Here is a 17723-nt window from a genome sequence, read left to right on the forward strand (position 1 = left end):
GCCGCAGCCTTTATCCTTACGCCCATGCGGAAGGATTTGATCGAGCGCCTGTTGCGCGGCCTGTATTCGGTCGCGCTGTACCTGTTGGCCCCGGTCACGGTGTATCACCTGATCTGGCGCGGTTTTCGCCAGCCGGCCTATTTCCAGCGCTGGCTGGAGCGCTACGCGATCTACCGCGGCCCGGCCCAGACCCGCACCTTGTGGCTGCACGCGGTTTCGGTCGGCGAGGTCAACGCGGCGATTCCGTTGGTGAACGCCTTGCGCCGTGGTCGTCCGGATCTGCGCCTGCTGGTCAGCACGATCACCCCGACCGGTTCGGACCGCGCGCGCGCGGCCTGGGGCGATTCGGTCGAACACGTGTATCTGCCCTATGACCTGCCCGGCGCGGTCGGGCGTTTCCTGCGCCATCACAAGCCATGCGCGGCGCTGATCATGGAAACCGAGTTGTGGCCGAACCTGTTGTTCGGCTGTCGCGATCGCGGAATTCCGGCCTATATCCTCAATGCGCGCCTGTCGGAACGTTCGCTGCGCGGCTATCGCGTGCTCGCGCCGCTGGTGAGCCGCGCGTTGCGTACGGTGCGCACGGTCGCGGCGCAGTCGCGCGCCGACGGCGAGCGTTTCATCCAACTCGGCGCGCGGCCCGAGCAGGTCATCGAGACCGGCAATCTGAAGTTCGACGTCAACGTGCCCGATGCGCTGGAGGAATTCGCGCTGGAATGCCATCGCCACACCGGCGAGCGGCCGGTGTGGATCGCGGCGAGCACGCACGAGGACGAGGAAGCCGCGACGGTCGGCATGCACCGGCGCCTGCGCGAACGCTTTCCGGGCCTGCTGCTGCTGTGGGCGCCGCGTCATCCCGAACGCTTCCGGGTGGTCGCCGAGACCGCGCGCAGCGCCGGCTGGCAAGTGTCGACGCGTTCGCGCGCGCGCTGGCCGCAACCGGGCGACGACGTGTTCGTGATCGACACGCTCGGCGAATTGATGAGTTTCTACGCCTGCGCCGACGTGGCCTTCGTCGGCGGCAGCCTGCAGGCGATCGGCGGGCACAACCTGCTCGAACCGGCCGCGACCGGCACGCCGATCGTCACCGGTCCGCATCTGCACAACTTCGTCGAGATCGCGCAGCGGCTGGAGGATGCCGGCGCCTTGCGCATCGGCCCGGACGCGGACGCGGTAGAGGCGGCGGTCGAGCGCTTGCTCGACGATCCGATCGAACGCGCGCAGATGATCGATGCGGGGCGCGCGCTGGTCGAGCTGGGGCGTGGGGCGTTGGCGAGGACGATGGCATTGCTGCAGCCGGCGTTACCGCCGTTGGGGAAGTAGCGCTGGGTTTCGGCCAGTTCGTCGGCGTTTTTGCTGTTGTTCTTGCCCGCGCTGTTGCTGTTGCTGTTCCCCCCTTTGGAAAAGGGGGGTAGGGGGGATTCGCTTTTGCTTTTGTTTTTGCAATTGTCCCCTGACAGCGCAATAGCGCAGAGCAAAAGCGAATCCCCCCCTGCCCCCCTTTTCCAAAGGGGGGAACAGCAAAGGCAACGGCGCCTGGAATTCGAGTAGCGATTAGGGTTCGAGCGGCAACGAAATTCGAGTTTCATCAAATGCCGACGAGAAAATCGCGCTAGCAAAGCCGACCCACCAAAACCGACCCAACAAAAAACCGCCGGACATGCCGGCGGTTTTTTGATCTATCGCGAATCCGCTAAGAACGCTGATCCTTCGCGGACGATTCCGTTAGCTACCCGATCACTGCATCCCCGGCGGCGGCGCGAGGTTGGTCGCGGCCTCGGCGGTCAGCAGGCGGTTGATGTCCTGCACGTCGGCGACGTCGAGCGAGCCGGCCGACTGCTCCAGCAGCAGACGGTTCTGCAGGAAGTTGTACTTGGACTGGGCGTAGGCCTGCTGCGCCTGCAGCAAGGTGCGCTGGTTGTTCAACACGTCCAGCACGGTGCGGGTGCCGACTTCCAGGCCGACCTGCGAAGCGTCGTACGCGGCCTGCGCCGAAACCACCGCCAGGCGGCGCGCTTCGACTTCGCTGATGCCGGCGACCAGGGTCTGGTAGGCGTTGCGGGTGTTGCGCACCAGCAGGCGCTTCTGGCGCTCGAGTTCGTCCTGCGCGGCGTCGCGACGGGCCAGCGCCTGACGCACGCCCGATTGGACTGAACCGCCGCTGTACAGCGGCACCGACAGAGTCAGGCCGATGCTCGGGCCGTGGCTGGCGCTGCCGCTGAGCGCCTGGGTCTGGCCGGCGAAGGTGCGGTCGCCCCAGCTGGCGTTGTCGCCGTAGCTGCCGCTCAGGGTCAGCGTCGGCCAGTGGCCGGCGCGCGCGGTTTCCACGCTGATGTCGGCGGCGCGCACCGCCAGTTCCTGCGCGCGCAGCGAGGGATTGCCCTGCACCGCGTTGTTGACCCAGGTCTCGACCTGCTGCGCTTCGGGCAGCACCGGCTTGAAGTCGGCCGGCAGCGCCTTGAGCGTGCGCACCGGCTGGCCGGTGATTTCGCTCAGCGCCTGATATGAGTCTTCGACGGTGTTGCGGGTGGTGATGGTGCGTGCGCGCGCGTCGTCGTACTGGGCGCGCGCTTCGTGCACGTCGGTGATCGGCGCCAGGCCGACTTCCAGGCGCTTGGAGGCGTAGTCGAACTGCTTCTGCAGCGCGGCTTCTGCCGCTTCGGCCGCGGCCAGGTTTTCCAGCGCGACCAGCACGTTGAAATACGCCTGCGAGGTGCGGGTGATCAGCGCCTGACTGGTCGATTCCAGAGTGAAGTCGCTGGCTTCGCTCAGCGCGTTCTGGCTTTGCAGGTTCTTGATGCTGGCGCGGTTGTAGATCGGCTGGCTGGCGCTGATCGAATAATTGCGCGAGGTGGTATCCGATCGCACGTTGGTGCCCGGCGCGATGCCGGAAGTGGGATCGGTCGGATCGACGAGGCCGTTGGCTTCGCTGTCGTTGCGGCTGCGGCTCAGGCGCGCTTCGCCCGCCAGCGACGGCAGCAGCCGGGCGCGGGCCTGGATGCGGTCCTCCTGGGTCACCAGCCGGTTGGACTCGGCGGCCGACAGCACCGGGTCGCCCTGGCGCGCGAGCTCATAGGTCTGCAACAGATCTTCCGCCGACGCGGCGGCCGGCAGCAGGACGAGAGCCAGGGCAAGAGCGAGCGGACGGCGGATCATGCGGCTTCCTTGGACTTGCTGGTATTTGAGAACCCGCATGCTGGCACGCGGGTTCTTACGAGGGACTGACGGTTGACTGACAGGATCGTCAGAACTCGAAGGCCGGCGCGGGCGCCGCGCCTTCGAGGTAAGGCAGATCGGTTTCGAACAACGATTGGATGCGCGAAGCGTTGACTTCGTTGCGCTCGGCCGAGGCGGTGACCACGATGCCTTCCATCGCCGGCGAGCGGCCGCGCATCACGAACAGGCGTCCGCCGGGCTGCAGCCACTGCAGCCACTGCTGCGGAATCTGGTAGACCGCGCCGGTCACGCAGATCGCGTTGAAGCGGCGGTCGGTGCTGTAGTTCAGCGCGTCGGCCTGAATCACCTGGGCGTTGAGCACGTTCTGCGCGGCCAAGCGCGCGCGCGCGGTCGCGGCCAGATCGGCATGGATTTCCAGGCTGACCACTTCGCGCGCCAGCCGGCCGAGGCAGGCGGTGAGGTAGCCGCTGCCGGTGCCGATCTCGAGCACGTCGTCGGTCGGGTCCACCGCCAGCGACTGCAGGGTGCGGCCTTCGAGCACCGGCTTCATCATGAACTGACCATGCGCCAGCGGCAGCGAGATGTCGGTGTAGGCGAGGTTGCGATGCGCGTCGGCGACGAACGCCTCGCGCGGCACGGTCGCCAGCACATCGAGCACGCGCGGGTCGAGCACGTCCCACGGCCGAACCTGTTGTTCGACCATCGTTTCGCGGGCCTTGGCGTAATCGATCGTAATCATGAGCAGTCTTCTGAATCGTGCGCGGGAATTGCGAATTCTACCGGGACCGCACGGCCCCCGGCGGAAAAAGAATCAACCACGGCGGGGGCCGGGCTTAGTGCCGAAAGTCACCGGAACTCCCGGCACCGTGCCGTTTGGCGGCGCGTTCGCCGCATCGGCGCGGGCGGCCAGACCCGGCACAGTCACCGCTCGCGCCGGGCATAAGCGCGCAGGAACATCGCTACCGAGGCCTCGATGTGGACGGTCAGCTCGGCCGGCGCGGTGACGCCGCAGCCGAACATCAGCATGGCGTGCGGTTCGCCCTTGATCAGGGCGAAGAACTGAGTCGCGGCGCGGGCCGGGTCCTCGATCTCCAGTTCGCCAGCCTCGACCCGCCGCTGCAGCAGCGCGGCGAATTCGTCGTGCAGGCGTTGCGGACCGGCATCCCAGAACATCTTCGACAACGGCGATTCGGCCAACTGCGGCGAGCACAGCAGGCGGTGGATCTGGATCGCCTCGGGGGTGCTGATCATCTCGTAGAAGGCGGTGGCGATCTCGATCAGGCGCTCGCGCAGCGCGGTCGCCGGGGCCGGTTCGAACAGCGGCGGCGGCAGATGCTGCTCGCAATAGGCCTGCACCGCCGCGCTGAACAAGGTCTCCTTGTCGCCGAAATGGCTGTAGACGGTGAGTTTCGAGACCCCGGCGCCGGCCGCGATCTGGTCCATGCTCACGCCGTCGTAGCCGTCGCTCAGGAACAGGCGCTTGGCGGCTTCGAGGATGGCGTTGCGCTTGCTCAGGTCCTTGGGGCGGCCAGGACCGGCGGGCTTGGTCGAGGCGGCCGGAGGCGCGGAGGCGGCCGGCTTGTCCGCGGAGGTGTTCGCGGTGGGCTTCGGCGGGTCCTGTGCTGGTGCGGATGGGGGCACGGTGGGCTTTGGCTTTGGCTGGGCTGCTGCGGACGGGATGGGCTTCGGTGCCTGCGCTGATGTGGATGGCGGCGCGGTCGGCTTCGGCTGGTCCGCGGTGGCGGGTGGGAGCGCGGTGGACGTGGTGGGGGGCGTCGGCATGGACACAATACTGGACTACGTGGTTCGATATTTATACAGTACCGCCAAGTACATTAATTCCCTATGAGGCCATCCGCAATGCGTAGCCGGATTTTTTCCGCCACCACCCCGGTACCGCTCGGCGCGGGCGCCGCCGGTGCGGCCCGATCGGCGGCCCAAGCAGCGGCATGGACACGGCCGGTAGCGGCGCTGCTGGTCACGGCGCTGGCGTTGAGCCTGGCCGCCTGCGGCGATGGCAAGCCGGTGGTCGAGGCGCCGCGGCCGGTGCTGGTCGCCCAGCCCAGCGGCGCGATCAATGCGGTGTCGGCCTATGCCGGCGAGGTGCGGGCGCGCGAAGAGAGCCCGCTGTCGTTCCGGGTCGCCGGCAAGCTGATCGAGCGCAAGGTCGATGTCGGCGCGCACGTCGCCGCCGGCCAGGTGCTGGCGGTGCTCGACCCGGGCGATCTCGACGCCCAGGCGCGCGCGGCCCAGGCCCAGTACGCGGCGGCCGAGGCCGAATACGCGCGGGCCCGCGCCGATCAGGTCCGTTTCGCTCAGCTGAGCAAGGACCAATTGGTCAGCCGCTCGGCCCAGGACGCGCAGGACGCCGCGGCCAAGGCCGCGCAGGGTCAGCTCAATTCGGCCCGCGCCAATCTGGAAGTGGCGAAGAACCAGTCGGCCTACACCCAGTTGCGCGCGCCCAGCGCCGGGGTGATCGCTTCGCGCAACGCCGAAGCCGGGCAGGTCGTCGCCGCCGGCCAGCAGGTGTTCGCGCTGGCCGCCGACGGCGCGCGCGAAATCGCCTTCGCCGTGCCCGAAGGCGCGATCGCGACCTTCAAGCCCGGCCAGGAGGTGTTGATCGAACTGTGGTCGCAGGCCGGCAAGCGCTGGCCGGGCCGGGTCCGCGAAGTGTCGCCCGCGGCCGATCCGGCCTCGCGCACCTACGCGGCGCGGGTCACCGTCGATGCACCGGACGGGACGCTGGAGCTGGGTCAGAGCGCGCGCATCTACCAAGCCGATACCGCCGCCTCCGGGCTCAGCGTGCCGCTCGCGGCGGTGCAGCGCACCGGCAACGGCACGGCGGTGTTCGTCGCCGATATCGGCAGCGGGATCGTGAAGTTGAAACCCATCGTCGTCGGACCTTACGGCCAGGAGCGCGTACCGGTCATCAAGGGACTGGGCGCCAACGACTGGGTCGTCACCGCCGGCGGCCATCTGTTGCGCGACGGACAAAAGGTGGTCGCGGTCGATCGCGAAAACCATCCGGTTGGGAAGTGATCGCGATGCGTGAGCCTGACGGCCCGCGCATCACTGAATTCTAGTTTGCCGGCGCTTGCGCCCTCACCCCTGCCCTCTCCCGTAAACGGGAGAGGGGGATATCGAAGTGGGTTTATCTATGCGCTTCAACCTTTCCGAATGGGCCCTGCGCCATCGCAGCCTGATCGTCTACGCGATGCTGGTGCTGGCGATCGCCGGCGCGATGTCGTACCTGCGCCTGGGCCGCAGCGAAGACCCTGCGTTCACCTTCAAGGTCATGGTCGTGCGCACCTTGTGGCCCGGCGCGACCGCCGAGGAAGTCTCGCGCCAGGTCACCGAGCGGATCGAGAAAAAGCTCATGGAAACCGGCGAATACGAGTTCATCCGCTCGTACTCGCGGCCGGGCGAATCGCAGGTGATCTTCGCCGCGCGCGACTCGATGCATTCGGGCGACATCCAGCCGCTGTGGTATCAGGTGCGCAAGAAGATCAGCGACATCCGCCCGACCTTGCCCGGCGATGTGGTCGGCCCGTTCTTCAACGACGAATTCGGCGACACCTTCGGCAACATCTACGCGTTGACCGGCGAAGGTTTCGACTACGCCGTGCTCAAGGATTACGCCGAACGCGTCCAGTTGGCCCTGCAAAGTCAGACCGACGTCGGCAAGATCGAACTGATCGGCGTGCAGGACGAAAAGATCTGGGTCGAGCTGTCGAACGTGAAGCTTTCGACCCTCGGCGTGCCCGCGCAGGCGGTGCAGGACGCGCTCAACCAGCAGAATGCGCTGGCGCCGGCCGGTTTCTTCGAAACCGCGTCGAGCCGCGTGCCGCTGCGGGTCGGCGGCCAGTTCACCTCGGTCGAACAGATCAAGCAGTTCCCGATCCGGGTCGGCGACCGCACCTTCCGCCTGGGCGATGTCGCCGACGTGCGTCGCGGGTTCTCCGATCCGCCGCAGCCGCGCATGCGTTTCATGGGCCAGGATGCGATCGGCATCGGCGTGTCGATGAAGCAGGGCGGCGACATCCTCAAGCTCGGCAAGACGCTTGAAACCGAATTCGCCGCGCTGCAGAAGACCCTGCCGGCCGGCATGCAGCTGCGCAAGGTCGCCGATCAACCCGCCGCGGTCGAGGAATCGGTCGGCGAGTTCGTGCGCGTGCTGGCTGAAGCTGTGGCGATCGTGTTGCTGGTGAGTTTCTTCTCGCTCGGCCTGCGCACCGGTCTGGTGGTGGCGCTGTCGATTCCGCTGGTGCTGGCGATGACCTTCGCGGTGATGGATTTCTTCGGCGTCGGCCTGCACAAGATATCGCTCGGCGCGCTGGTGCTGGCGCTGGGGCTGTTGGTCGACGACGCGATCATCGCGGTCGAGATGATGGCGATCAAGATGGAGCAGGGCTTCGATCGCCTGCGCGCGGCCGCGTTCGCCTGGGACAGCACCGCCTTCCCGATGCTGACCGGCACCTTGATCACCGCGGCGGGCTTCCTGCCGATCGCGACCGCCGCATCGAGCACCGGCGAATACACCCGCTCGCTGTTCCAGGTGGTGACGATCGCGCTGTGCGTGTCGTGGATCGCCGCGGTCGCGTTCATCCCGTTCCTCGGCGACAAACTGTTGCCCGATCACGGCGCCGCGGCCGCGTTGCCCAAGCCCGGTTCGCTCGCCGCGCGCTGGCGCGATGCGCGCAGCCGCATGGCCAAGCGCGTGCCGATGTTCGAAAGCGTGCTCGCGCCGAAGGAGCCGGTGGGTCATGCGCACGATCCGTACGAAACCAAGTTCTATGTGCGTTTCCGCGGCTGGGTGACCTGGTGCGTGCGCCGGCGCTGGCTGGTGATCGGCATCACCATCGCCGCGTTCATCGGTTCGATCTTCCTGTTCCGTTTCGTGCCGCAGCAGTTCTTCCCCGACTCGGTGCGTCCGGAGCTGATGGTCGACATGGAGCTGGCCGAAGGCAGCTCGCTGCGCCAGACCACCGAACAGGCCAAGCGCCTGGAAGCGATGCTCAAGCAGCGCAAGGACCTGGGCAACTACGTCGCCTATGTCGGTACCGGTTCGCCGCGTTTCTACCTGCCGCTGGATCAACAGCTGCCGGCGGCGAACTTCGCCCAGTTCGTGCTGATGCCCAAGACCCTGGCCGATCGCGAAATCCTGCGCACCTGGATCATCAAGGACGTGGTACCGCACTTCCCCGAGCTGCAGTTGCGGGTGACGCGCCTGGAGAACGGCCCGCCGGTCGGTTACCCGGTGCAGTTCCGCGTGTCCGGCGAACACATCGACGTGGTGCGCAAGATCGCCTACCAGGCGCGCGAAAAGATCCGCGCCAACGCGCACGTGGCCAACGTCAATCTGGATTGGGACGAACCCAGCAAGGTGGTGCGCCTGCAGGTCGATCAGGAACGCGCTCGCGCGTTGGGCATCACCTCGGCGCAGTTGTCGCAGTTCCTGTCCAGTTCGTTGTCGGGCTCGCACATCAGCACCTATCGCGAGAGCAACGAACTGATCGAGATGCTGCTGCGCGGGCCGGATCAGGAACGTCTGCAACTGGACATGCTCGGCAGCCTGATGGTCCCGACCAGCAACAACCGCAGCGTGCCGCTGACCCAGATCGCCACGCTCGAATACGGCTTCGAGGAAGGCATCATCTGGCATCGCGATCGCCTGCCGACCATGACCGTGCGCGCCGACATCTACGACGGCACCCAGCCGGCCTCGGTGATGGCGCAGATCTCGCCGACCCTGGACGGACTGCGCGCGCAGCTACCCTATGGTTACTCGATCGAGGTCGGCGGCAGCGTCGAGGACTCCGCACGCGGACAGAAATCGATCAACGCCGGCATGCCGCTGTTCCTGTTCGCGGTGTTCACGCTGCTGATGTTGCAACTGCGTAGCTTCTCGCGCGCGTTCATGGTGCTGTTGACCGCGCCGCTGGGTTTGATCGGCGTGACCTTGTTCCTGCTGATCTTCCGGGTGCCGTTCGGCTTCGTCGCGATGCTCGGCACGATCGCGCTGGCCGGCATGATCATGCGCAACTCGGTGATCCTGGTCGATCAGATCGAACAGGATCGCGGCGAAGGGCATGAGCCGTGGAAGGCCATCGTCGATGCGACGGTGCGACGATTCCGCCCGATCGTGCTGACCGCGCTGGCCGCGATCCTGGCGATGATCCCGCTGTCGCGCAGCGCCTTCTTCGGGCCGATGGCGGTGGCGATCATGGGCGGGTTGATGGTGGCGACGCTGCTGACCTTGTTGTTCCTGCCGGCGTTGTATGCGGCTTGGTTCAAGGTGAAGGTGCCGGAAGACACCTGAGTTGAACTTGTCTCCCTCTCCCGCCCATTTGCTTGTCTCCCTCTCCCGCATAGCGGGAGAGGGGCGGGGTGAGGGCAAGTGCTATCGCAGAGGCGACGCCATCTTGAAGCCGCGCGCGCCCTCACCCCAACCCTCTCCCGCTTTGCGGGAGAGGGAGACAAGCGGGGCTTTGTTCAGGCGTGTTCGACGCTGAAAGCCAAGGTCGCCTCGATCGCGCGCTTCCATCCCGCATACAACTTCTCACGCTCATCCGCGAGCATTTGCGGCTCGAAGCTGCGCTCGACCTGCCACTGCTGCGCGATCTGCTCGCGGCTTTCCCAAAACCCGACCGCCAGCCCGGCCAGATACGCCGCGCCCAGCGCGGTGGTCTCGTTGACCCGTGGACGATTCAGCGGCACGTTGAGAATGTCGGCCTGGAACTGCGCGGTGAAATCGTTGGCGATCGCGCCGCCGTCGGCGCGCAATGCCTTGAGTTCGATCCCGGAATCGGCCTGCATCGCGCTGAGCACGTCGCGGGTCTGGTAGGCCAGGGATTCGAGCACCGCACGAATGAAATGCTCCTTGCTGGTGCCGCGGGTCAGGCCGAACATCGCGCCGCGCACATCGCTGCGCCAGTACGGCGCGCCCAGGCCGACGAAGGCCGGGACGAAGTACACGCCCTCGGTCGAACGCGCGCGTTCGGCGTAGGCCTGCGAGTCCCCGGCCTTGCCGAGCATGCGCAGCCCGTCGCGCAGCCACTGCACCGCCGAGCCGGCGACGAAGATGCTGCCTTCCAGCGCGTACTCGACTTTTCCATCGATGCCCCAGGCGATCGTGGTCAACAGGCCGTTGTCCGAACGCACCGCTTTCTCGCCGGTGTTCATCAGCAGGAAACAGCCGGTGCCGTAGGTGTTCTTGGCCATGCCGGCCTCGAAGCAGGCTTGGCCGAACAGCGCCGCCTGCTGGTCGCCGGCGACGCCGCAGATCGGCACCGAGTTGTTGAAGAAATGACGCGCGCCGGTGTGCGCGTAGACCTCGCTGCTGGAGCGGACCTCCGGCAGCATCGACGCCGGCACCCCCAGCATCTCCAGCAATTCCGGACACCACTGGCGCTTGTGGATGTCGTACATCAAGGTGCGCGAAGCGTTGCTGTAGTCGGTGACGTGGGCCTTGTTTTCCGACAGGTTCCAGATCAGCCAGGTGTCGATGGTGCCGAACAGCAGATCGCCGCGCTCGGCCTTTTCGCGCGCGCCCTCGACGTTGTCGAGAATCCACTTGACCTTGGTCCCGGAGAAATACGCATCGATCAGCAGACCGGTGCGTTCGCGCACCATCTGCGAGTAACCGTCGGCCTTGAGTTGATCGCAGATCGCCGCGGTCTGCCGCGATTGCCACACGATCGCGTTATGCACCGCCTGGCCGGTGTGGCGATCCCACACCACCGTGGTTTCGCGCTGGTTGGTGATGCCGATCCCGGCGATCTGCGAGGCGCTGATCTGCGCCTTGGTCATCACCTCGATCGCGGTGGTCTGCACGCTGGCGAGGATCTCGCGCGGATCGTGTTCGACCCAGCCCGGCCGCGGAAAGATCTGTTCGAACTCGCGCTGCGCCACGCCGACCACCGCGCCGTTGCGATCGAACAGCATCGCGCGCGAGCTGGTGGTGCCTTGGTCGATGGCGAGGATGTAGGTGTCGGTCATGGGTTTGAGCCGAAGAAGAGTGAGTGGAGAGGAGTGAGGAGTGAGTAAGAGCGAGGTGAGCGTTTTGCGAGAGCGTAGCAGTTGCGGGATTCACCGCTTCTACTCGCTCCTCACTGGGAGGAGTGAGTGGAGAGGAGTGAATAGTGAGTAAGAGCACAGGCAGACAATGTCGAGCGGGAGAGTGGCAGTTGCGAGACTCCCGCTTCTACTCATTCCTCACTCCTCTGAACTCACTTCTTAGCGGCCGTAAACGGCCACGAACGCGAACGCCCCGATCAGCGCGCCAACGATCGGCGCGACGACGGGCACCCATGCATAGCCCCAATCCGAGCCGCCCTTGCCGGCGATCGGCAGCAGGGCGTGGGCGATGCGCGGGCCGAGGTCGCGCGCGGGGTTGATCGCGTAACCGGTCGGGCCGCCGAGCGACATGCCGACGACGACGACCAGCAGACCGACACCGAGCGGCCCCATCCCGGGCGCGAGGGTGTTGGCGCCGACCGCGAGCGCGCCGAAGGTCAGGGCGAAGGTGCCGATGATTTCGGTCAGCACATTGGCCTTGGTGTCGCGGATCGCCGGCGCGGTGCAGAAGATCGCGAGCTTGGCGGCGGGATCGTCGCTGACTTTCCAATGCGCGAGGTAGGCGAGCCAGACCAGGGTCGCGCCAACGAAGGCGCCGGCGATCTGGGCGGCGACGAAGCCGGGCACCACCGCCCACGACAGTTTTCCGATCGCGGCCAGGGCGATGGTGAGCGCGGGATTCATGATCGCGCCGCTGGTCGGGCCGGCGATGAAAATGCCGATCAGCACCGCCAGGCCCCAAGCCGAGGTGATCACGCCCCAGCCGGCGCCCTGCGCCTTGGATTTGTTCAACAGCGCGCCGGCGACCACGCCGTTGCCGAGCAGGATCAGCATGCCGGTGGCGATGAATTCGCTGAGGTATTGCGACATCGGTGTGGCCATTGCGGTGGGTCTCCCTGGTGCTGGTGGTGCTTTTATTGTTTTGGGTGGTGCTGGGTAGCGCTGAGTACTGCGAATGCTGATGAGTTGTTTATTTTGCTTATCGCTTATCGCTTATCGCTTATCGCTTATCGCTTATCGCTTATCGCTTATCGCCAATTCGCATCGCACCCCGATATGTGCGAATCCTCCAGTCCGTCATTCCCGCGAAGGCGGGAATCCAGTGCCTTTCGTGCGAGAACGTTTGAAGTCTCTGGATTCCCGCCTTCGCGGGAATGACGGACTGGTGGCATGGCGCTGAAGCCTGCGGATTTTCGACCAGCCGATAGCGCAATGCCGGGGCCTAACGACAGGTTCGTATCGACCTGTAGGAGCGGCGCAAGCCGCGACCACGCCACCCCAGTTGCGGCGCAAGCGCGATGTCGCGGTCGCGGCTTGCGCCGCTCCTACAGGGGGCTGTCGTGGCCGGCGCGGTTTCATGCGTCGACGGCGCGTCGCGATACGTATCGCTGCAAGGCTTCGCCCTGCGCCGGACTGAAGCGCAAACCAAGCTTCGACCGCCGCCACAAAATATCCTCAGCGGTCCGAGCCCATTCGAAGTCGATCAGATAATCCACCTCGGCCCGATACAAATCCGCGCCGAAGCATTCGCCCAGTTCCTCCAGACGCACGCAACTCTCGACGATCCGCAGCGCGCGGCTGCCGTAGTTGCGGCACAGCCGCAAGGCCAGCGCATCGGGCAGCCACGGGCGGCGCAGGCTGAAATCCTCGTGGAAGGCTTCGAAATCCGCATCGGGCAGATCGCCGCCCGGCAGCGGCGCATCGCCGGTCCAGGCCGCGCGCGGCGCGCCGAACAGCGGCGACAAGGTGTCGCAGGCTTCTTCGGCGAGTTTGCGCGAGGTGGTCAGCTTGCCGCCGAAGATGTTGAGCAAGGGCGCGCCGTCGCGGTCGAGCAGCAGCAGGTAGTCGCGGGTGATTTCCGAGGCCTTGTCGCTGTCGTCGTCGAGCAGCGGACGCACACCGCTGTAGGTCCAGACCACATCGCTCGGTCGGATCGGCTGTTTGAAATAGCGCGAGGCCGCATCGCACAGGTACACGGTTTCGCTGTCGTCGATGCGCGGCGCGGACGGGTCGGCCTGGTAATCGACATCGGTGGTGCCGATCAGGGTGTAGTCGTGTTCGTACGGAATCGCGAACACGATGCGCCGATCGGGCTGCTGGAAAATGTAGGCGTGGTCGTGATCGAACAGCCTGGGTACGACGATATGGCTGCCCTTGATCAGGCGCAGATTGTGCGAATGGATGACGTGCGCGACCTGGTCGAGGAAGCTCACCGCCCACGGGCCGGTGGCGTTGACCAGGGCGCGCGCTCGCACGCGGCGGATCGTGCCGTCGGCGCCGCGCAACTGCACGTCCCAATGGTCGGCGCCGCGTTGCGCGTGCACGCAGGCGGTGCGGGTCAGCACGCGCGCGCCGCGCTCGCTGGCGTCCATCGCATTGAGCACGGCCAGGCGCGCGTCCTGCACCCAGGCATCGGAATAGACGAAGCCGCGAAAGAATTCGTCGCGCAGCGGTCGTCCGGCGATGTGCTTGCGCAGGTTGACCGAACGCGAACCCGGCAGGTCGCGTCCGCGCCGGCCGCCGAGGCGGTCGTACAGGAACAGGCCGATGCGGATCATCCACGCCGGGCGCAGATGCGGCTGATGCGGCAGCACGAAGCGCAGCGGCCAGATGATGTGCGGCGCCATCCGCAGCAGCCGCTTGCGTTCAGCCAGGGCCTTGCCGACCAGGGCGAACTCGAACTGTTCCAGATAGCGCAGACCGCCATGGATGAGCTTGGTGCTGGCGCTGGAGGTGTGCGAGGCGATGTCGTCGCGTTCGCACAGCAGCACCGACAGGCCGCGACCGGCGGCGTCGCGCGCGATCGCCACGCCGTTGATGCCGCCGCCGACGATCAATACATCGACCTCGGGCAGAACCGTGGCAGACGGGTCGACAACGGGCTCGACGACGCCAGGCTGGTCAACAGCGGGCGGGTCGACGCCGGATACTTCGTGCTCGGTCATGCGCTCCCGCGACTGGCTGCGGGTCGCGCGTCGCCGACCCAGGACACGTCAGGATGATGGCATACGGTTACCGCGCGATTGTTGCCTGGGTTCACATCAATGGCGGGTGAGGGGAATGTGTCGGATGCGCGCGATGCGCGGCGCGTGGGCCAGGCAAAAAAATCCCGGTGCCTCTCGGCACCGGGAAGGGGTATACCACTGCATGGATCGCTTTTATGACGTGCTTGGTTTACAGCGGGACACTCACGGGGTTTGCTTTTCGATAATGGCGCGGCCGCATGGTTCGACCGCGCCGGCTCAGTCGCGCAACTCGGCGATCTGGCACGGCAATTCCAGCTGGGCCAGCACTGCCGCGGTGACGTCGGCGGTGGTCGCGGCCTGCCCGGCCGGCGCCAGGTCGGCGGTGAGCATGCCGGCGTCCAGCACCGCCGCGACCGCCTGTTCGATGCATTCGGCTTCGGCGTGCAGGCCCAGCGAATGGCGCAACAGCATCGCCGCGCTGAGAATGGTGCCGCAGGGGTTGGCGATGCCGCGGCCGGCGATGTCCGGGGCCGAACCGTGGATCGGTTCGTACAGCCCGACCTTGCCTTCGCCGAGCGACGCCGACGGCAGCAGGCCCAGCGAGCCGGCGAGCATCGAGGCCTCATCGGTGAGGATGTCGCCGAACATGTTCTCGGTGACGATCACGTCGAACGCGCGGGGCTTGGCGATCAGGTGCATGGCCATCGAGTCGACCAGCTGATGTTCGAGGGTCACGTCGGGGAATTCATCGCGCGCGACCCGCGTGGCGACTTCGCGCCACAGGCGCGAGGTTTCCAGCACGTTGGCCTTGTCGACGCTGACCACGTGGTTGCGGCGTCCGCGCGCGAGTTCGCAGGCGCGGCGCACCACGCGTTCGATTTCCGCGACGCTGTATTCGCACAGATCGCTGGCGGTGGTTTCGGTGCGCTGCTTCTGGCCGAAATAGATGCCGCCGGTGAGTTCGCGCACGACGATCAGGTCAACCCCGGCCAGCAGATGCGGCTTGATCGGCGACGCGCCGAGCGTGGCCGCGTGCGGTTGCACCGGACGCAGGTTGGCGTACAGGCCCAGTCCTTTGCGCAGCGCCAGCAGGCCCTGCTCGGGACGCACCTTGGCCTTGGGATCGGACCACTTCGGCCCGCCGACCGCGCCGAGCAGCACCGCGTCGGCGCGGCGGCAGGCATCGAGGGTAGCGGCCGGCAGCGGCTCGCCGCTGGCGTCGATCGCGGCGCCGCCGATCGCGTGTTCGTGCAGGTTGAACTGGTGGCCGTAACGGATCGCGACCGCGCGCAGCACTTCGACCGCGGCGGCGGTGACTTCCGGACCGATGCCGTCGCCCGGCAGAACGACGATGTCAGCGCGCATGGGGTTGCTCCTGTGTAGTGTTCCGCGCCGCCTCGCGGCGCTGTTCGAAATGGTGGATGGCGTCGATCTGGCGCAGCAGATAGCCCAACTGGTCGACGCCTTCGATCAAGCAGGTCTGGGCGAAAGCGTCGAGCGGAAACTCGACCGCGCGGCCGTCGGGCAAATGCAGGGTGCGAGTACGCACGTCGATGCGCAGTTCGATACCGGGCCGGTCGAGCAGTTCGTCGAGCAGGTCCTGCGCGACCACGATCGGCAGCAGGCCGTTCTTGAGCGAATTGCTGCGGAAGATGTCGGCGATCTCGCTGCTGATGACCGCGCGCAGGCCCAGGTCGGTCAAGGCCCACGGCGCGTGTTCGCGCGAGGAGCCGCAACCGAAGTTGCGTCCGGCGACCAGGATCGCCGCGCCGGCGTTGTGCGGCTTGTTGAGTTCGAACTCCGGGTTGGGCGAACCGTCGGCGAGGTAACGCCAGTCGTTGAAGGCGAACCGGCCCAGGCCCTTGCGCTCGGTGGTGGTCAGGAAACGTGCGGGAATGATCTGGTCGGTGTCGATATTGCGTTCGCGCAGCACCGCGGTGCGCGAGATCAGTTCGACGAAGCCGGCGTCGGCGGACGCGGCGTGGACGGATGCGGACATTACGCGACCTCCTTGATCGACGGGTTGAATGCGGGGTCGAGGTAAGCGCGCGGATCGACCACATGCCCTGCGACCGCGCATGCGGCGGCGGTCAGCGGCGAAGCGAGCAAGGTGCGCGCGCCCTTGCCCTGACGGCCTTCGAAATTGCGATTGCTGGTGGACACCGCCAACTGGCCGGCACCGACCAGATCGCCGTTCATGGCGATGCACATCGAGCAGCCCGGCTCGCGCCATTCGGCGCCGGCCGCGCGCACGATCGCGTCGATGCCTTCGGCCTCGGCGTCGCGCTTGACCTGTTCGGAACCGGGCACCACCAGCATGCGCACGCGCGGATGCACGTGACGGCCGCGCAACACCTCGGCGGCCTGACGCAGATCGGACAGACGCGAATTGGTGCAACTGCCGACGAACACCACATCGACCGGACGCCCGGCCATCGCCGCGCCACCGTCGAAACCCATATAGGCCAGCGCCTTGGCTTCGTCGGCGTCGCGTCCCTGCGGCAGATGCGCGTCGATCGCCGCGACCTGGCCCGGATGTGTGCCCCAGGTCAGGGTCGGCTTGATCGCGCTCGCGTCGATATGTACTTCGCGATCGAAGGTGGCGCCGTCGTCGGTCTTGAATTGGCTCCAACGCGCGACCGCTTGATCCCAATCGGCGCCGCGCGGCGCGCGCGGGGTCTTGGCGAGGTAGTCGTAGGTGACTTGATCTGGCGCGATCAAACCGGCGCGGGCGCCGGCTTCGATCGACATGTTGCAGACCGTCATGCGTTCGTCCATCGAGAGCGCGCGGATGGTCGAGCCGCGGTATTCGATGACGTGGCCGGTGCCGCCGTTGACGCCGATCTCGCCGATCACGTGCAGGATCAGGTCCTTGGCGCCAACGCCGGGCGCGAGTTCGCCTTCGACGTTGATCGCCAGGGTCTTGGCGCGGCGTTGCAGCAGGCATTGGGTCGCGAGCACGTGGCCGACTTCGCTGGTGCCGATGCCGAACGCCAATGCGCCGAACGCACCGTGTGTGGCGGTGTGGCTGTCGCCGCAGACGATGGTCTGACCGGGCTGGGTCAAGCCCAGCTCGGGGCCGATTACGTGGACGATGCCGCGGTAATCGCTATCGAAATCGAACAGCTCCACACCATGGCGTTCGCAGTTGCGGCGCAGGGTGTCGACCTGATGCTCGGCCTCGGCGGTGTAGTAGGGCAGACGGCCGTCGTTGCCGGCGGGCAGGGTTGGGGTGGAGTGATCGAGGGTGCCCTTGGTCAGATCGGGCCGGCGCGGCGACAGGCCGCGCGCTTCGAGTTCGGCGAAGGCCTGCGGCGAGGTGACCTCGTGGATCAGGTGCAGATCGATGTAGAGCACGGCGGGCGCGGTGTCGCTTTCGGGCGCGACCAGGTGGGCGTTCCACAGTTTTTCGAACAGGGTGGTGGGATGGGGCGTGGTGGTTGTCATGGAGTCGGGTGTTCTGCTTTGGCTGCTTTGGCTGGAGCTGTTGATTTGGGACGGATT

12 protein-coding genes are annotated in these 17723 nt (G+C 66.6%); 3 read left to right on the top strand and 9 right to left on the bottom strand.

The genetic code is table 11. The annotated features are described in order from the left end of the window. Positions 1-24 precede the first annotated feature (24 nt). Positions 25-1323, top strand: coding sequence for a lipid IV(A) 3-deoxy-D-manno-octulosonic acid transferase (waaA, locus tag ASD86_RS22885; protein WP_056116295.1), 1299 nt, complete (start codon positions 25-27; stop codon positions 1321-1323). Positions 1324-1737: 414 nt separating this feature from the next. On the opposite strand, the gene ASD86_RS22895 is transcribed toward waaA, so the two are convergent. The 3 genes from ASD86_RS22895 to ASD86_RS22905 form a co-directional block, all read right to left on the bottom strand. After that, positions 1738-3156: a TolC family outer membrane protein gene (locus ASD86_RS22895; RefSeq protein WP_056116302.1), complete on the bottom strand. Its 1419-nt coding sequence runs from the start codon at positions 3154-3156 to the stop codon at positions 1738-1740. Between the two features lie 88 nt (positions 3157-3244). After that, on the bottom strand, positions 3245-3913 hold the full coding sequence (locus ASD86_RS22900) for a protein-L-isoaspartate O-methyltransferase (protein WP_056116573.1): 669 nt from the start codon (positions 3911-3913) through the stop codon (positions 3245-3247). A 185-nt stretch (positions 3914-4098) separates the two neighbouring features. After that, positions 4099-4692 (bottom strand): TetR/AcrR family transcriptional regulator, encoded by a 594-nt coding sequence (locus ASD86_RS22905; RefSeq protein WP_056116575.1) that lies wholly within the window; start codon positions 4690-4692, stop codon positions 4099-4101. A 345-nt stretch (positions 4693-5037) separates the two neighbouring features. Between ASD86_RS22905 and ASD86_RS22915 the strand changes: the two genes are divergently transcribed. Together ASD86_RS22915 and ASD86_RS22920 are read left to right on the top strand one after the other, a co-directional pair. After that, positions 5038-6216 (top strand): efflux RND transporter periplasmic adaptor subunit, encoded by a 1179-nt coding sequence (locus ASD86_RS22915; protein WP_082578642.1) that lies wholly within the window; start codon positions 5038-5040, stop codon positions 6214-6216. Between the two features lie 118 nt (positions 6217-6334). Further along, the gene (locus tag ASD86_RS22920) at positions 6335-9496 is read left to right on the top strand and encodes an efflux RND transporter permease subunit (protein WP_056116311.1); all 3162 of its coding nucleotides are present in this window, start codon (positions 6335-6337) and stop codon (positions 9494-9496) included. Positions 9497-9669: 173 nt separating this feature from the next. On the opposite strand, the gene glpK is transcribed toward ASD86_RS22920, so the two are convergent. From glpK to leuC, 6 genes are all read right to left on the bottom strand, one after another. Further along, positions 9670-11175 (bottom strand): glycerol kinase GlpK, encoded by a 1506-nt coding sequence (gene glpK, locus ASD86_RS22925; protein WP_056116314.1) that lies wholly within the window; start codon positions 11173-11175, stop codon positions 9670-9672. 237 nt (positions 11176-11412) lie between these two features. Further along, the gene (locus ASD86_RS22930) at positions 11413-12135 is read right to left on the bottom strand and encodes an MIP/aquaporin family protein (RefSeq protein WP_235567868.1); all 723 of its coding nucleotides are present in this window, start codon (positions 12133-12135) and stop codon (positions 11413-11415) included. Positions 12136-12608: 473 nt separating this feature from the next. Beyond that, on the bottom strand, positions 12609-14108 hold the full coding sequence (gene glpD, locus ASD86_RS22935) for a glycerol-3-phosphate dehydrogenase (protein WP_056116579.1): 1500 nt from the start codon (positions 14106-14108) through the stop codon (positions 12609-12611). 387 nt (positions 14109-14495) lie between these two features. After that, positions 14496-15584 carry a 3-isopropylmalate dehydrogenase gene (gene leuB / locus ASD86_RS22940; RefSeq protein ID WP_056116320.1) on the bottom strand — a complete coding sequence of 363 codons (1089 nt, stop codon included), beginning with the start codon at positions 15582-15584 and terminating at the stop codon, positions 14496-14498. Next, positions 15574-16218, bottom strand: coding sequence for a 3-isopropylmalate dehydratase small subunit (gene leuD / locus ASD86_RS22945; RefSeq protein WP_056116324.1), 645 nt, complete (start codon positions 16216-16218; stop codon positions 15574-15576). The genes leuB and leuD overlap by 11 nt, the downstream gene beginning before the upstream one ends. Beyond that, entirely contained in the window at positions 16218-17666 is a 1449-nt protein-coding gene (gene leuC / locus ASD86_RS22950) for a 3-isopropylmalate dehydratase large subunit (RefSeq protein WP_056116327.1), read from the bottom strand. Before leuC ends, leuD begins: the two co-directional genes overlap by 1 nt. Positions 17667-17723: the final 57 nt, after the last annotated feature.

The organism is Lysobacter sp. Root690 (assembly GCF_001427785.1).
GTDB lineage: Bacteria > Pseudomonadota > Gammaproteobacteria > Xanthomonadales > Xanthomonadaceae > Lysobacter.

Coding starts and splice junctions, on each gene's coding strand:
- ASD86_RS22895 (WP_056116302.1), bottom strand. CDS start 3,156: ATGATCCGCCGTCCGCTCGCTCTTGCCCTGGCTCTCGTCCTGCTGCCG.
- waaA (WP_056116295.1), top strand. CDS start 25: ATGCGGAAGGATTTGATCGAGCGCCTGTTGCGCGGCCTGTATTCGGTC.
- glpK (WP_056116314.1), bottom strand. CDS start 11,175: ATGACCGACACCTACATCCTCGCCATCGACCAAGGCACCACCAGCTCG.
- ASD86_RS22920 (WP_056116311.1), top strand. CDS start 6,335: ATGCGCTTCAACCTTTCCGAATGGGCCCTGCGCCATCGCAGCCTGATC.
- leuB (WP_056116320.1), bottom strand. CDS start 15,584: ATGCGCGCTGACATCGTCGTTCTGCCGGGCGACGGCATCGGTCCGGAA.
- ASD86_RS22915 (WP_082578642.1), top strand. CDS start 5,038: ATGCGTAGCCGGATTTTTTCCGCCACCACCCCGGTACCGCTCGGCGCG.
- ASD86_RS22930 (WP_235567868.1), bottom strand. CDS start 12,135: ATGGCCACACCGATGTCGCAATACCTCAGCGAATTCATCGCCACCGGC.
- leuC (WP_056116327.1), bottom strand. CDS start 17,666: ATGACAACCACCACGCCCCATCCCACCACCCTGTTCGAAAAACTGTGG.
- leuD (WP_056116324.1), bottom strand. CDS start 16,218: ATGTCCGCATCCGTCCACGCCGCGTCCGCCGACGCCGGCTTCGTCGAA.